This is a genomic window from Firmicutes bacterium HGW-Firmicutes-1 (genome assembly GCA_002841625.1).
Classification (GTDB): Bacteria; Bacillota; Clostridia; order Lachnospirales; family Vallitaleaceae; genus HGW-1.
This window is the reverse complement of record PHAG01000006.1, coordinates 1-15,008: the sequence shown is the minus strand read 5'-3', so window position 1 is coordinate 15,008 and position 15,008 is coordinate 1. Positions and strand designations below refer to the sequence as shown.

The following is a 15,008-nucleotide window of genomic DNA, read 5'->3' as shown; positions in this document are numbered from 1 at the left end:
TCTTATAATAGGCGTGTATTGAATCTTGTTACAAGGATTTTGGTAAAAGTCGCTACAGATACATCGTGTTTTATGAACAAATACTAATTTACATATTACAATTCAATAAAGAGATCAAAATAATTCAAAAGAGGTACAAAACAAATTATGAAAACAACAAAAATGAAGTTTATGTCATTACTACTGGCACTATTACTACTCGTTATGGTGACGACACCAACAACGAGCATAGCGGCTGAAGCACCAGTAACCCTTGGAACCACTGAAGATTATGCGGTTTTAGCGGGTTCTACAATTACAAATATCGGTACGACCACAATCAATGGAAGTTTTGGCGGAAATGTGGGGCTGTACCCAGGAACATCCTTCACTGGACAAGAGACTATAACAATTAGTGGAGAAGTCCACGTAGCGGATACGCAAGCAATGAAGGCAAAGGAAGATTTGGTCGTTGCCTATAACGATGCAGCAGGAAGATTGCCAGTTACGCGCATTCCTAGTGAACTTGGTGGGACTACTTTGACACCAGGTGTCTACGATTCAGCGGATGGTACATTTCAGATTACAGGCACGCTAACACTTGATGCTCAAGGTGATCCTGAGGGTGTTTTCGTATTTAAGACGGCATCGTCACTGACTACGGCATCGAACAGTAATGTCAATATGATCAACAGTGCTCGGTTTTGTCGAACTTTTTGGAAGGTGGCAAGTTCTGCAACATTAGGATCAAATTCTTATTTTGTTGGACACATATTAGCACAGGTTTCTATCACAGCTAATACAGGCGCGGCAGTGCAAGGACAATTGCTAGCAATAACGGGTGCAGTTACGTTAGATAGCAATACCATTACAAATGGGATTTGCGAGGTTATCGTTACCCTCCCTCCTACCGAAGTAATACCAGAACCAGCAATTCTTTATGTTATTAAACATGTAATTAATGATGATGGCCGAACTGCAATTGCAACAGACTTTAACTTGTACGTAAAGACTTCAGGTAATGACGTTGTAGCTAGCCCGGCACCAGGTGCTGAAGCGCCAGGAACAGTCTATGGATTAGATCCAGGAACATATGTCATTAGCGAAGATGCTATTGATGGGTACACGTTAAGTTATAGTGGTGATAGTGATTCAGATGGTACCATTACTTTAGCTGCTGGAGATGTAAAAACTGTAACGCTGACGAACAATGATACTTTACCTGCGGAAATGCCTGACATAAATGGGGAAGGTACACCGGATGTAATCGAAGATGTAATTGAAGATGATATCGAAGTTGTTACAGAGACTGTTACAGGAGGAGAACTTCCTAAGACAGGTGCACAGTTAAATACATTATTTATTATCGGTGTTGTTCTCGTTCTTGTAGGAGCTGTTGGTTGGATCTATAGGAAACGTTTTGAATAGGATTAAACGATTGGGGAACAAACATTCCCCGCTTACAATGCTATCCTTGGGATTTATGATTTTGGGCATAGGATTTGTCTCCTTTGCGCTGTTTAATAAGTGGACCCTGTCTAATATGGCTATTGAAGTTACCCCTGATCGTTTGCTGGCTACGGATTTGTTGAATCCGGATTATTTCACCGCCTTAACTGTTGGGGATGCTTCAACGACGTTAGATTCTTCATTTGCACCAGTACCAAGTGAAATCCTTTACTCGGATTATCCTCAGACAGGTGATACGATTGGTATTTTGACGATACCAGCTTTAAAACAGGAATTTTCGATATTACAAGGGACTGGTAATGAGGAGCTTAAGAAAGGTGTAGGACACTTCATCCAAAGCGTGCTACCTGGGCAAGAAGATAATTGTGTGTTGTCAGGACATAATGACACGGTCTTCAGCCAAATAGAGAAATTGGTGCTAGGGGATCTATTGATCGTAGAAACATCTGAGGGTATATTCTTCTATGAAGTCAGTAGCACTCGGATCGTCGATAAAGACGACAAAACAGTCATCGTACCTACGGATGCTGCTGTGCTGACATTGACCACGTGTTATCCCTTTATTACGATTGGGGATGCGCCTGATCGCTATATTGTCATAGCAAATTTGATTAAAAATAAATAAAAACCAATCAACCTTAAAAAGATGATTTCTGAACGCAGAAGTCATCTTTTTTAATGCAATAATACCTAGCATTTTATATAGTGAATAAATTTTTCAATAAAGCATTTCTTTTTCTCTTCTTGTGCAACTAGCTTTCTAAGCTTTACGAGTGTTTGTTTTGGCTTCCAAGCCTTGTTTAAATTAAAATAATAATTGCTTATTTTCCAAAACTTTTCTGGATACATAAGAAGGTATGCCATTAATTCTAGCTCTTGCTTATTTAAACAGTAGATTCGAGTATATTCATCAAATGCTTCAAGTCCAAACTTAACGTCCCAATCATTCTTTTCCATCGTTTTCCTTATCATGCTATATAAATCAATTATTGGCAAATGATAAGCCGCATACTCAAAGTTAAAAATATGTAATTTATTTGTATCATCAAAAATAAGGTTGTGATGATTGTATTGACCATGGATGATAACCTTACTTAGATTATGACACCTTTGCGCCTCTTCATATACTTTATTAATAAGGTATATGGCTTTTTTTGCTTCCATATAGTAATAATCAAAGGATTCCAAATAGAGCAAATCAAATTCTGACCAGCTACCCATTCTTTTTATACTGTTTCTCATTCTTATCAGTTCTTTATTGTGTCTAGTAAGCGCGTCTAAAAGGCAATCACTTTTATCAAACCTTTCATAAACGCACTTTTTAATCGGCTGTAAATTCACAGAATGCATTTTTGCCAAATGTCTTACAGCTACTAGCACTTCATTTTTATCATTAAAGTATATTTCTCTACCCTCTGTCCAATCCTTAAGTACATATTTTTTATGGTCTTCCCTGGCAAAAAGCTCACCATCCTTAGTATGAAGCATTGTATCAATATAAAAGCCTTGAGCACGTAGTATTTCTTGTAACTGATATATAAACATAAGTTTATCTTCGTGCAGTTGAACCTCTTTCAACAGTTTTAACCCTAAATCTGTTTCTATAAGAATAGCACCTCTGCCCTTGTAAAAATTTCGTACTTGTATGTTATATTGATTTACAATATTCTCGTATTGTTCAAACAAGTGAATCCCTCCATTTTTTACCCGCTAAGGTTTTATTGCATCCTGAAAATCGGCTAAGTCGTGCTTAATCCTTCTGTCACCTACCTGCCGCTTTTCCAATTGCTTATGTTGAACTTTGCTAGTGATCCTGAAAATCGGCTAGGCCGCGTTAAATAACTTTGTTATTTATACGCCGTGCTTAAACCCCCTGTCACCTACCTGCCGATTTTCCAATTGCTTATGTAGCACGTTACTCGTCACAAAAAAATCCTATCCTCATAAAATATTTATTATTGCTACTCTAATGTATATGAGCAAAAATAAGTTTTATGAGAATAGGATGAACGATTTATATCAGTTCTCTTTATTAAGTTGTAACGCCCTATTTAGAAGCCAATCCCTATTATTATGGCCAGGTTCTTCAATAACCATTTCTAGCAATTGATTTAAAATTAGTCCTATTGTCTTTCCTTGGGGTAGCCCTAAATCGGTTAAATCTTTTCCGTTAATTTGCAAATCCTTAAGTGAGGTGCATTGTCTAGATTCAATTATTTCTCTATAGCAAACGAGAATTTCATCTAGTCTTGTTAGATGTTCTTCCATGTACGCTGGGTTTTGTGCCCTTATATCTGCTCTTTGCACCTTTATATACTCTTCAAATAGCTCTTCACCAATTTTATTAATCGCCGTTCGCACTTGCTTCATATCAGCCTCAATGCGATAATCATGATGTTCAATCAGTTTCAATATATCTGATATTGTTTTGTTGTCAAATCTTAATCGATTCAGAACTTCTTTTGCTATTATAACGCTGAGCTTCGGATGATTGTAAAAATGACCGACCCCTTCATCATCTATTGTTTTACAATATCCTTTTCCAATATCGTGAAGTAGCAAGGTCCAGCGTAGCGTTTCGCTCGCTTCCACATTTTTTATTGCTTCATAAATGTGATTATCAACTGTGTAAATATGATGCTTATTGTGTTGCTCAACACCTACATTCTTCATAAATTCTGGTATAATATAAGCCATTAAACCTAATGAGGTCAACTTTTCTATAAAATGTGGATTATTTGATATGAGTATTTTAGTCATCTCCATATGAATACGCTCACCACTAATTTTTTCTATGAGTGGTGCACATTGTATGATAGCCGCTTCCGTTGCTTCATCCATTTCAAAACCTAGTTTTGCACAAAAACGTATTGCCCGTAACATTCTTAAAGCATCCTCATTAAATCGTTCACTTGGACTTCCAACGCAACGTACAATCTGACGTTTTATATCTTCTATTCCAAAATAAACATCAACAAGACCATTTTTTTCATTATATGCCATTGCATTCATTGTAAAATCCCGACGCCTTAAGTCTTCAACTACTTCCAGTGTAAACTCTACGTCCATTGGTTTGCGGTGATCTTCATAAACTCCATCAATTCGATAGGTTGTAACCTCATAAGGAATTTGATTTATAAAAACTGTCACTGTTCCATGCTTAAGTCCAGTATCTACCGTTTTTTTGAAGAGTTTCTTAACCTGCCCAGGCAAAGCAGAGGTTGTAATATCCCAATCGTCAGGGCTTACCCCAAGAATAGAATCTCTAACACAACCTCCCACAGCATAAGCCTCATAGCCATACTCATCAAGTTTTCTGATTATCTCATTTACATTGTTTGGTAAATTAATTTTCAACATAAGTTTCTGCCTTACTTTCTATTGTGAAATTATTTTTTATATTATTCGCCAACTAAAACCTTTTACTGATTGGCCCCCATTGCTTATATTCCCTAGCAAGGTACATAAGCTCTTATAAATGCTCCACTGCCAGTTATGGTATACTCCTCAATGCTGGCTGGCACCATGAAGGAATCTCCATGAACTACATCAATTGCGCCTTCGTTACAACTAATTTTGGCATTCCCTTCGACACACATAAACAGCTCAAAGTGTTTTGATGGCTTCAATACGTTATAGCTTTTTGATACACTAATTTTATCTAATGAAAAATATTTATTCTTAATATAGTAGGTCATTTCGTAGCCTTCTTCCACCTGCTTCGTACCTTCTACTACAGATTTTGAATGCAATCCTTCAAAGTCGATAACCTCTAGAGACTTTTCAATATGCAGCTCTCTCATTTCTCCATCTAAACCGACACGTCCCCAATCGTAAACTCTATAGGTTGTATCAGAATTTTGTTGGACCTCTGCAAGCAGAATTCCAGTACCAATCGCATGGATCAGTCCAGCAGGGATGTTTATTACATCGCCTTTTTTTACCTCTAGTTCATTTAAAACTGTTTCTAAGCAATTCTGTTGAAATGCCTCAACAAATATTTTCTTTGTAACGCCTTCCTTTAAGCCAACGTATAATTTCGAGCCAATCTCAGCATCTAATATATACCATGCCTCATTTTTCCCTAGTTCTCCATTTTCATTTACAAACGCATACTCATCATCCGGATGAACCTGAACGGAAAGCAAGTCCTTAGCATCAATATACTTCAATAGAAGAGGGAATTTCTTCCCTTTATTTATAGTGTTCCCTATTAATTCCTCACCATAAGTATCGATTGCCGCCTTTAAGGTCATCCCCTTTAAGCTGCCGTTTCTAATGATTGAATTCCCATTCTCATGGCAGGCCACTTCCCAACTTTCTCCCGTATGAGTAAAGGGTATTTCCTTCTTTAAAAAAGTATTGAGCTTTTGTCCACCCCATACTCGTTCCTTGTAATCCGGTTCTAATAATAGTAAGTACATTTCTATGTCTCCATTCTATAGTCAAAAATATATACTTTCGCTTGTATAAGGCTATGCGTTAAACATTACCTTTTCATCGTTAAAGGTCTTGGTTATCAATTTAATTATAATTCCAGTTACAATAAGCGAAACACCTGCTGAGACTCCAAATTCTAACATAGATAGATCAAAGGAAAACATCTCTTTTAGTGCCGTTACACTTCCATATACAGGAATTGCAAATTTATAAAGTGCAATTTCACCACTTTTTGTAAACATCGTACTAAATGAAGCTATCATAATAATCATATAAATTGGTGCCATATAAGTACCTGCTTCTTTTACAGAGCGAGCTCTAACAGAAATCAAGCAGATTAATCCAACATAGATTCCCACTAAAGTAATCATAATTGCGAACAATTGAATATATTGAAGTGGACTAAAGGACAATCCAATTGGCCCTACCTCTGCTCCTCCAAAGGAAGATAACATATTCGGAAGAGATGCAATAATCGCACCAAAGGAACATGCCGCACTAATAATCGCAACAATTCCGAGTCCAATAACCTTTCCTAGTGCAACTGTTTCCCTAGAAACAGGGGTTAACAATAACGTTGCCATCGTTCCTCTTTCTTTTTCTCCTGCTATTGTATCCATACCGATTCCCATCGCCCCTGCGAATAATATTATAGCAAGAATCATAGGTACTATCATGCCAAGTCCTGACGCCGCAGCTTTTTTCTCATCAACAATTACTGATTCTTGATTTGTTCTGTCCACATCAAAAGCCTTTACATAGTTAATGTTTCCAAACCTCTCCATTAATGCTACTTCTTCATAACCCTCTAAAAGGCCAGATACGAAATTATTCTTCGCCTCACTAGAATACTCTTCTGATGGATTTGAATAAGTCATTATTTCTGGTGCCTGATGGCTTTCTTTATAACTTGTTACTTTTTCGTCAAATTGATCCTCGAATTGTATGAATAGATCAACTTCGCCATTTCTAATCCCTTCAGAATAATCATTTTTATCAAAATCACCAAAGGAAACTTCCATATTATAGGTATCCTTCACTGAGTTGTAATAACTAGAAAAGCTTTCAGGTGCATTACTAACATAAACAATTGATGTATGACTCTCAATATCTCCCACTAGATTGCCCATCATATTTCCCATTAAGCTATACAACACATAAATACTAATCGCTGGTATAACAAAAGTTGATATAACCAAACGTTTATCTGAAAAAACACGTTTTAATTCTTTTCCAATAATATTCAATAACATTATGCACCCTCCCCAACATTTACTTTATATAATTCAAAAAAGGCATCTTCTAAATTAGTCGTATTCGTTTGCTTAAGTACCTCAGGAATCGTACCATCCGCAACCTTCTTTCCACCAATTATAATCGCTACCTTATCACACAGTTTTTCTGCAACTGTCATAATATGTGTGGATACAATTATCAATTTACCTTGTTCCTTTAGCTTTTGTAGATAATCCGTAACTGCCCTAGCAGTAATAATATCTAATCCATTCGTTGGCTCATCAAATATAACCACCTCAGGATCGTGTATCAAACTAACCGCTATAGATAGCTTCTGCATCATACCTGTAGATAAGTCACTAATCTTCTTGTTCGCAAACTCCTTGATACCAAAATGTTCGAATAATTCAGCTGTTCTATTCTCTATATCCTTTGTCTCCATACTATGAAGCTTACCAAAAAACGACATCGTATAGGCAGGTGTAAAGTGGGTATCCAACTTTAGTTCATTAGTCAAAAAGCCGATTCTTCTTCTTACCTCTGTTGGATCCTTTATAACATCAAAGCCTTGAACCATGATTTCACCCTTAGTTGGTTTAAGTAAAGTTGCGATGCTTCGAAGTGTTGTTGTTTTACCAGCTCCATTTGGTCCGAGCAAACCAAAGATTTGACCTTCCTTTGCAACAAAATTAATGTTGTCAACAGCTATCTTCTGATTTGCCTTTAATTTTTGTTCCTTCATTTGCTTTTTAGTTAAATGATAAACTTTTGTAAAATCCTTAATTTCTATCAAAATATTTGCCTCCCGTTTATTATTGCTTCATTGTTATCATGGCATGCTAGTTTTCGTTTACTACATTTCAATATTGAATACTTGTTTGACCAATATTCCCACTATAAAAGATATTGCTGAAACACCTAAGCTAATTACAACCATTTCTATAAACCTTTTCTTAAAATCATAATCCTTGGCAACGGATACATAGTAATTAAACACAAGTATGATTAGTACAGCAATCCCCAAGGTTACAATTAGACTTATAAAGGGATCTTGTAGAAGTAAAAACGGTGAAATTAGTGAAACTACTGTTAAAACATAAGCAATTCCTGTATAAACAGCTGCCTTTCCTGCCTCTGCGCTACCTTCTTCTTGTTTCTTTGACAAGTATTCGGAGGCGGCCATTGAAAAAGAAGCACTGATTCCAGTAATCAAACCTGTTAACGCAATGATTCTAGTATTTTGAAATGCAAATGTAAAACCCGCTAGAGCTCCAGTAAGTTCAACCAACGCATCATTTAAGCCCAAAACAATAGAACCAATATAGTTAAGCTTTTCTTCATTCAGCATGTCGATTAGTTCTTTTTCATGTTTTTCTTCTTCTTCTAAAACAGTTGTTAATAAGGGTAAGTCCCCTTGATACTTTGTATAGATTTTTTGACCTTGAATTTCTGTTTTTTCCAACAGCTTAACTCCAAAAGTCAAACCAAAAAGCATACTAACAAAATAGAAAAAATAAACCTTTATCATATATGGTTTAGCATCTTCACCTGTTATACTTTTAAATTGATTATAATGGCTGAGTTCATCTTCACTGATATCTTTTAGAATTTGAGAATTGTCAACATCTTTAATTCTGCTGCTAATTTTCTTATATATTAAATGACCTGTCATCTCATTTCTTTGTTCCTGTAATAACATCTTTTTCAATTCTGGATCTACCTTTTGCATTACCATTCCCCTTTCGTAGTTTGTTTTATCTTTAGTGACAAGTTTTTGTCAATTTATACATATCTCAAGATTTCATTTGGTGATTTTATCAATACCTCTGGTTTATGACTTAAAAGTTCTTCTTCCGTACGAAATCCCCAAGTTACTAAAATAGAATGCATTCCTGCATTTTGAGCCGTTTTTAAGTCCACCTCAGAATCTCCTATATAAATACACTCCCACGGCTTAACCCCTACTTCTGATGCTATTTGAATTGCTGCTTCTGGGTCTGGTTTAATTGTACTGACTGCTCCTTCTCCCATGATCTTGACAAAATTCCATTTGCTCAAGAATCCATCAACAACTCTCTCTGCCATTTCTTGATTTTTATTTGTATTAATGGCGAGTATTATGCCTTTAGCGCTGAGTTCATTTAGTACTGCATCGATTCCTTTGTAAATTGACATGCCTATAGCATAGAGTTCTTGATACGCTAGGAGCATTTTATCATAGCATAGATTAACCGTTTCAGGGTCTCTATTTTCCTCAGGAAGGCCTCTAGAAACCAATTTCTTAATTCCATTTCCTACAAATCTTTTGTAATCTTCAACCCTATGCTCCGGATAGCCTCTTGATGATAAAACCTTGTTCATCGAAGCTGCTAAGCCTTCAATTGAGTCAACCAAAGTCCCATCTAGATCAAAGATAATAAGTTTAATAGCCATAATTTCCCCCACCTAATCACAACTGTTGCAAATTATTGCGAACAAATGGGGAATATCAAACATACCCCATCAAAAAATATTATATCATTATTTTCTGTTTTTGTCATTTTAATCTATTCCAAACAAAGCAGTAATGCATGTTCAATAACAATTATCTATACATAAGAAAGGTCATATCAGAACTGAGTGACCATGCGAATATGTTCGTTTATCAATAATTATTTATTGTTTATCGATAATTTATTATTGATTTATAGTCAGATGTGTGATAATATATAAAAAAACATATTAGGAGGATTCTATGAAAGTGTTGCCTTTTAAATTTTTAACATTACTATTAAACTACTTTATGCTGTTTTTAATGATTTTTGCTACTGGAGTATTAATAACCTTGCCATGGCTAATTAATTGGTATGTTACTTTTGACATTACCTTCAACATACCAGATGCAAGCAAATTATATTATTATATTTTAGCAATATTATATATATCCGGCATCTGTGCACTTATCATCTTAAATGAGTTAAGAAAAATATTTAAGACTTGTGCTTTAGATAATCCATTTATTAGTGAAAACGTTACATCATTAATGAGGATTTGTTTGATGTGTGTAGTTATTTCAATCGTATATTTAACGAAAATTTTTATTATTAATTCTTTCTTTACAATGATTGTTGTATTTATATTCATGATGGCTATGGTTTTTTGCTATGTTCTAGCACAGCTATTTGAAAGTGCCGTATCATTTAAGGCAGAAAACGACTTAACAATATAAAGGAGCGAGCATATGGGTCAAATGATTATTAATCTAGATGTCATGATGGCAAAAAAGAAAATTGGTCTCACGGAACTCGCTCAAGCAGTTGGTATTACAAATGCTAACTTATCAATATTGAAAAACAACAAAGCTAAAGCGATCCGATTTTCAACCCTAGAAGCGATTTGTCACGTGTTAGAATGTCAACCTGGAGATATTTTAGAATATAGAGAGGATGTGTAAGTATGCATATTAAAAGTAAGAAAGCTAAAATTTTAGTTACTAGTATCATGCTCAGTGTTTTGTTTAATTATTTTTTTCTATTTGCAAGGTTAGGAATTTCTGTTTTCCTATTTAATACTGTTTTGCTAACTATTGGATATTATTGCATTAAGGATGAGGAGAGTTTCAATACAAAGAAATATATTGTATCTGGTATTATTATTTTAGTGTTATCAATACCATTTTTCAGGTTTGATTTTGAACTTTTTAAAGTTTTAAATTTTGCTCTGATCATTGGGATGTATGGGTTAATTGTTCATAGCATTGTTACTTTTAATATTTTTCAGTGGCTATTTTTAACGATAGAAAGTTTGTTTTTGCCACTCTTCAAACTAAACCAGTTGTTCTTAGATTTAGAAATTATATCAACCGTTAAGAAGAAAGGCTTCATTAATGTCATTGTTGGGCTTGTATTGGCTTGCATGTTCTTAATTTTTGTAGGACCAATACTATTGTCATCAGATTTGGTGTTTAGTAACATCATCGAAAGAATGGTTTGGTTGTCACCATCTGTAGTCTTTAGAAAAGCTATCTTCAGATTTTTTATATTTGTCTTTTTTTCTTCTTACATTTATAGTCACTTGGGGAAAAAAATCAATTATGTTCCTACCAATACACTAAACAGTCCCAAAAAGATTTTTAATATAACAAGCTCTTATGTTTTCTTAATTTGTATTAATTTAGTTTATCTAGCATTTAGCTTTATTCAAATTAAGTATCTGTTCCTTGGAAACAAGCTTCCGGACGGACTATATTATGCCCAGTATGCTAGAGAAGGTTTTTTTCAATTGGTGTTTGTATCCACCATTAATATTATCGTTGTTACAGTATTTAATCACTTTAAAAAGAATCATATATTAACCAACGGACTACTTTTAATTACGGTCCTCTGTACGTATATAATGACCTTCTCAGCTTTTTATAGAATGAGTCTTTATGAATCAACCTATGGATATACAAGATTAAGGTTATTGGTTTATTTATTCTTAATTGCCGAATCGATTGCTTTGATACCGATACTGATTGGCATTTTCAAGCCTAATTTTAAGTTCTTAGAATATGCGACGATAGCCGTTTTTACGTTTTATATTTTACTGACTTTCATAAATATTGATGCCTTTATTGCAGAAAGAAACATTGATCGGTATATGAATAGCAACCATCGCGTAAAACTTGATTATGATTACTTATCAAGTTTATCCTTAGATGCCCTGCCAGTAATTGATGAGCATATGGAAGAATATCCGAAATACATTCAAAAATCCTTCAAAAAGAACTTTAGCGAAAAACAGGCAAGATACTCTTCAGATTTCACGTGGTATGAATGGAACATGTCAAGATAGGTTAAAGGGGTCAGGTAGGTTAAAGGGGTCAGGCACTTTTGTCTTGCGCTTTGACCCAATCAACATATTTACTATATATTAACATTTTTAAATTTGTTATATAGTTTTTAAAAAAGGATAAACAAAAGGACAAAGGCAATTATTCCCTTATCTTATCAATATTAAATGGAGGGCAGTAGAATGCAATCAGGCATAAACAATCTTAAGATGATTCAAAACCTTGTCGGTGACATTACTGAAAGTGACCTTAAATATGTTGATTACTATATTTCTGAACACTTTGGAATCTTTATTCCTAGTGTTGGATGCTGTGAATATGCGATTAAGCTTAATCATACACATCCATCTTATTCTTTTGTACTATCGTTTTCGGAAGATCTAAGCATTTTCAAGCCTGAGATAAAGCTAAAACCAAAACATTATTCAATGGCAGCATTATCACCAAACATACCACATGAAGAAAAGTTAAACGAAACATTTATCCGATATATCGCATTGTTCATTTCAAAAGAATTTTATGAAAAAGAATACTTGATTTATTCAAATAAAAAACCAAACGAATACATATGGAAACAGTTTTTAATTGATTATGATATTATGATTTATTTAAAGAAATTCATGTCGGAGTATGACAATAAAACTTGTGGATATAAAAACATATTAGAATCACTATCCTTACTAATTACAAATCAATTAATTAGAAGCCTCTTAAATGTAAATGTAGCAACTGAAGTTATCACTGATAAAATCGAGATGAACAGAGTAGTAGAATATATGCATCAACATTATGGTAAAAAGCTTTCTAACTTACAACTTGCTAAAATAGCTAACATGTCAGAATCCCATTTTATACGTGTGTTTAAAAAAGAAACAAATATGTCTCCCATCGAATATTTAGTTCGATTACGTATAGATAAAGCAAAGAAATTATTAAAAAGCGCTTCTAAAAACATAACCGAAATATCTCTAATGTGTGGCTTTAATAGTCCTTCCCATTTTTCCTCAAGCTTTGTTCAGCATGAGAATATTACACCCTCTGAATTTCTAAGTATGTATTTAATACATTGAATCCAGCAGGATAGTTAATACAAATGAGAGGATTTTGAAAGCATTTAATGAAAGCTTCCTGTATTCTATTTAAATAATAGCTATAGGAGGTATATTAAAATGACGAAACCCGATATAATCAAAATCATGAATAATAACCCCGCTTTCTTTTTAGCAACAGTTGAAGGCAATCAACCTAGAGTACGAGGAATGTTGCTCTATAAAGCTGATGAATCCGGAATTATTTTTCATACAGGAATCATGAAAGATGTATATTCTCAAATTATTAACAATCCAAAGGCAGAACTATGCTTTAATGATTTTAAAGAAGGAATACAAGTAAGAGTAAGAGGCGAATTAGAGTTAATCGATAATAATGATTTAAAAGATGAAATTTGCGAACATCCTTCACGTACATTTTTAAAACCCTGGAGGGAAAGCGGTGAATTAGAGGACTTCTACAAGACATTTGCCGTTTTTAGTTTAAAAAATGGAGTTGCTATAACGTGGACTATACAGACAAACTTTGCACCTAAAGATAATATTTATTTATAAAAATTAATTTCAACTAACAAAAGGTCATACTTTGAATTACCTCAAATAAAGTCTGACCTTTCTTACAGCATATATCATTATTATCTTCTGACTTTTACACTTATTTCTCATAACAAGCAAGGAGTAAGACAAAAGTGCTTGTCCCCTTTACCCTTATCTACAACCTTAGCAACATCTCCCATTGCATCGACTGCTTTTATGCCTTTGTTTATAGCCTTGCCTCCAGTTGCTGCTCACACAGTAATTGGCATTGGTGTTACTGCTTTGGTGGTCGCACATGACTGTTGTTGATCCTGATACACAATAAGAAGATCAGTTTGGGTTAAAGGGGTCAGTTCATTGCCAATGGTCTCTTTCATGTTATACATCGATTTTCGGGTTTTCTTTGTTCGTCCTTTGGTTGATACAGATTTTGTTTTTGAAGCCGTTTTTTTACGGTTTCCGTGGGATTAGATTGCAGGCACATGCAAGTGACTGCAGAATTACAATTATGCAGTTAGCATATGCAATACTGATGAAAAGAAACCCATGGTCTGACTGGTATTGCCGAAACCATGGGTTATGTTTAAAGTTATGTCGCAAGTTTCGTCTAGCTTATGACGTGAGTTTAGTTCTCTTACTTAGTACAATCTTGATAACTATTCTTTGTTAAAGTTCCAAAATATTCCTCGATTATCTTCTTGTTTGAAATCGTAGTATCTAGAAAAATGCTTTCAACAACTGCAACCTCAACTAAATTAACAACCTTTTCATCACCATTCTTCATTAATTCCTCAACTATTTCAAATGCTTTTTTCAATATACCTTCACTTCCGTTATTAGCGCATTCTACAATAAAGGGGACAAATTCAGATTCATAAAAAAGATATGGTAAATCCTCATAGTAATCTTCATCTTTTTCAAAAATTTCTTTCATCTCAGAAAAATTACTCGTTAAAACTGAAATAACTTCATCATATTTGTACACGTCATCCTCCTATTTTCCTGCTAAGGCATTTAGAGAATCCTCCAAAATTGCTTTTGCTAAGGAGCTACTGCTGGTCGTTGTTGCTGCTGCCTTGTAACTGCTACTTGTCGTTGGCATCGCTGCTGGCTTATAACTACTACTTGTCGTTGTTGCCGCTGGCTTATAGCTACTACTTGTCGTTGTTGTCGCTGGCTTATAGCTACTGCTTGTCGTTGTTGTCGCTGGCTTATAGCTACTGCTTGGCATGGATGTCGTCGGCTTATAGCTACTGCTTGGCATGGATGTCGCTGGCTTATAGCTACTACTTGGCATGGATGTTGCTGGCTTATAGCTACTGCTTGGCATGGACGTCGGTTTATAACTGCTTGTCTTATAACTACCCATTACTTGTGCCATTTTCTTCCTCCTCTAACCTTACTTTATTTTTTGGAATTTATCAATACTTTGTCTACCCTAGATTGCATAATTTATTGTTCCTAATAGAAACAAATTATTATTA

The 15,008-nt window shown here is 34.7% G+C and carries 16 protein-coding genes; 7 read left to right on the top strand and 9 right to left on the bottom strand.

Translation table 11 applies throughout. The features are described 5' to 3' along the window. The first annotated feature begins 147 nt into the window (after positions 1 to 147). Positions 148 to 1,407: a hypothetical protein gene (locus tag CVU84_07710; protein PKM95008.1), complete on the top strand. Its 1,260-nt coding sequence runs from the start codon at positions 148 to 150 to the stop codon at positions 1,405 to 1,407. A 37-nt stretch (positions 1,408 to 1,444) separates the two neighbouring features. Beyond that, positions 1,445 to 2,074 (top strand): class D sortase, encoded by a 630-nt coding sequence (locus tag CVU84_07705; GenBank protein PKM95007.1) that lies wholly within the window; start codon positions 1,445 to 1,447, stop codon positions 2,072 to 2,074. Between the two features lie 65 nt (positions 2,075 to 2,139). Here CVU84_07705 and CVU84_07700 read toward each other — a convergent pair whose 3' ends face one another. The 7 genes from CVU84_07700 to CVU84_07670 all read right to left on the bottom strand — a co-directional run bounded on the left by CVU84_07700 (position 2,140) and on the right by CVU84_07670 (position 9,558). Next, positions 2,140 to 3,141: a hypothetical protein gene (locus CVU84_07700; GenBank protein ID PKM94801.1), complete on the bottom strand. Its 1,002-nt coding sequence runs from the start codon at positions 3,139 to 3,141 to the stop codon at positions 2,140 to 2,142. Positions 3,142 to 3,468: 327 nt separating this feature from the next. Beyond that, entirely contained in the window at positions 3,469 to 4,806 is a 1,338-nt protein-coding gene (locus CVU84_07695) for a polynucleotide adenylyltransferase (protein PKM95006.1), read from the bottom strand. A 95-nt stretch (positions 4,807 to 4,901) separates the two neighbouring features. Then, positions 4,902 to 5,873 carry a mannose-6-phosphate isomerase gene (locus CVU84_07690; protein PKM94800.1) on the bottom strand — a complete coding sequence of 324 codons (972 nt, stop codon included), beginning with the start codon at positions 5,871 to 5,873 and terminating at the stop codon, positions 4,902 to 4,904. A gap of 51 nt (positions 5,874 to 5,924) precedes the next feature. Further along, a complete protein-coding gene (locus CVU84_07685) occupies positions 5,925 to 7,142 on the bottom strand; it encodes a hypothetical protein (GenBank protein ID PKM94799.1) in 1,218 nt (405 codons plus the stop codon). Next, entirely contained in the window at positions 7,142 to 7,918 is a 777-nt protein-coding gene (locus CVU84_07680; protein PKM94798.1) for an ABC transporter ATP-binding protein, read from the bottom strand. The genes CVU84_07685 and CVU84_07680 overlap by 1 nt, the downstream gene beginning before the upstream one ends. Positions 7,919 to 7,978: 60 nt before the next feature. Beyond that, positions 7,979 to 8,860, bottom strand: coding sequence for a rubrerythrin family protein (locus CVU84_07675; protein ID PKM94797.1), 882 nt, complete (start codon positions 8,858 to 8,860; stop codon positions 7,979 to 7,981). A 47-nt stretch (positions 8,861 to 8,907) separates the two neighbouring features. Beyond that, positions 8,908 to 9,558, bottom strand: a complete 651-nt coding sequence (locus tag CVU84_07670; GenBank protein ID PKM94796.1) for an HAD family hydrolase — start codon at positions 9,556 to 9,558, stop codon at positions 8,908 to 8,910. A gap of 301 nt (positions 9,559 to 9,859) precedes the next feature. Here CVU84_07670 and CVU84_07665 point away from each other — a divergent pair, with 301 nt between their 5' ends. The 5 genes from CVU84_07665 (at position 9,860) to CVU84_07645 (ending at position 13,542) form a co-directional block, all read left to right on the top strand. Then, entirely contained in the window at positions 9,860 to 10,333 is a 474-nt protein-coding gene (locus tag CVU84_07665; protein PKM94795.1) for a hypothetical protein, read from the top strand. A 12-nt stretch (positions 10,334 to 10,345) separates the two neighbouring features. Then, positions 10,346 to 10,558: a transcriptional regulator gene (locus CVU84_07660; GenBank protein PKM94794.1), complete on the top strand. Its 213-nt coding sequence runs from the start codon at positions 10,346 to 10,348 to the stop codon at positions 10,556 to 10,558. Positions 10,559 to 10,560: 2 nt separating this feature from the next. Continuing rightward, positions 10,561 to 11,940 (top strand): hypothetical protein, encoded by a 1,380-nt coding sequence (locus CVU84_07655; GenBank protein ID PKM94793.1) that lies wholly within the window; start codon positions 10,561 to 10,563, stop codon positions 11,938 to 11,940. 180 nt (positions 11,941 to 12,120) lie between these two features. Beyond that, complete coding sequence (locus CVU84_07650; protein PKM94792.1) at positions 12,121 to 13,008, top strand: AraC family transcriptional regulator; 888 nt, start codon at positions 12,121 to 12,123, stop codon at positions 13,006 to 13,008. A gap of 99 nt (positions 13,009 to 13,107) precedes the next feature. Then, complete coding sequence (locus CVU84_07645) at positions 13,108 to 13,542, top strand: pyridoxamine 5'-phosphate oxidase (protein ID PKM94791.1); 435 nt, start codon at positions 13,108 to 13,110, stop codon at positions 13,540 to 13,542. A 616-nt stretch (positions 13,543 to 14,158) separates the two neighbouring features. Here CVU84_07645 and CVU84_07640 read toward each other — a convergent pair. Continuing rightward, positions 14,159 to 14,509 (bottom strand): hypothetical protein, encoded by a 351-nt coding sequence (locus tag CVU84_07640; GenBank protein ID PKM94790.1) that lies wholly within the window; start codon positions 14,507 to 14,509, stop codon positions 14,159 to 14,161. A 9-nt stretch (positions 14,510 to 14,518) separates the two neighbouring features. Further along, positions 14,519 to 14,905: a hypothetical protein gene (locus CVU84_07635; protein ID PKM94789.1), complete on the bottom strand. Its 387-nt coding sequence runs from the start codon at positions 14,903 to 14,905 to the stop codon at positions 14,519 to 14,521. Positions 14,906 to 15,008 lie beyond the last annotated feature (103 nt).

Excerpts from the sequence above, each read along its gene's own strand:
- CVU84_07710 (PKM95008.1), top strand. The coding sequence starts at position 148 with ATGAAAACAACAAAAATGAAGTTTATGTCATTACTACTGGCACTATTA.
- CVU84_07705 (PKM95007.1), top strand. The coding sequence starts at position 1,445 with ATGCTATCCTTGGGATTTATGATTTTGGGCATAGGATTTGTCTCCTTT.
- CVU84_07690 (PKM94800.1), bottom strand. The coding sequence starts at position 5,873 with ATGTACTTACTATTATTAGAACCGGATTACAAGGAACGAGTATGGGGT.
- CVU84_07685 (PKM94799.1), bottom strand. The coding sequence starts at position 7,142 with ATGTTATTGAATATTATTGGAAAAGAATTAAAACGTGTTTTTTCAGAT.
- CVU84_07675 (PKM94797.1), bottom strand. The coding sequence starts at position 8,860 with ATGGTAATGCAAAAGGTAGATCCAGAATTGAAAAAGATGTTATTACAG.
- CVU84_07670 (PKM94796.1), bottom strand. The coding sequence starts at position 9,558 with ATGGCTATTAAACTTATTATCTTTGATCTAGATGGGACTTTGGTTGAC.
- CVU84_07665 (PKM94795.1), top strand. The coding sequence starts at position 9,860 with ATGAAAGTGTTGCCTTTTAAATTTTTAACATTACTATTAAACTACTTT.
- CVU84_07660 (PKM94794.1), top strand. The coding sequence starts at position 10,346 with ATGGGTCAAATGATTATTAATCTAGATGTCATGATGGCAAAAAAGAAA.
- CVU84_07655 (PKM94793.1), top strand. The coding sequence starts at position 10,561 with ATGCATATTAAAAGTAAGAAAGCTAAAATTTTAGTTACTAGTATCATG.
- CVU84_07650 (PKM94792.1), top strand. The coding sequence starts at position 12,121 with ATGCAATCAGGCATAAACAATCTTAAGATGATTCAAAACCTTGTCGGT.
- CVU84_07645 (PKM94791.1), top strand. The coding sequence starts at position 13,108 with ATGACGAAACCCGATATAATCAAAATCATGAATAATAACCCCGCTTTC.
- CVU84_07635 (PKM94789.1), bottom strand. The coding sequence starts at position 14,905 with ATGGCACAAGTAATGGGTAGTTATAAGACAAGCAGTTATAAACCGACG.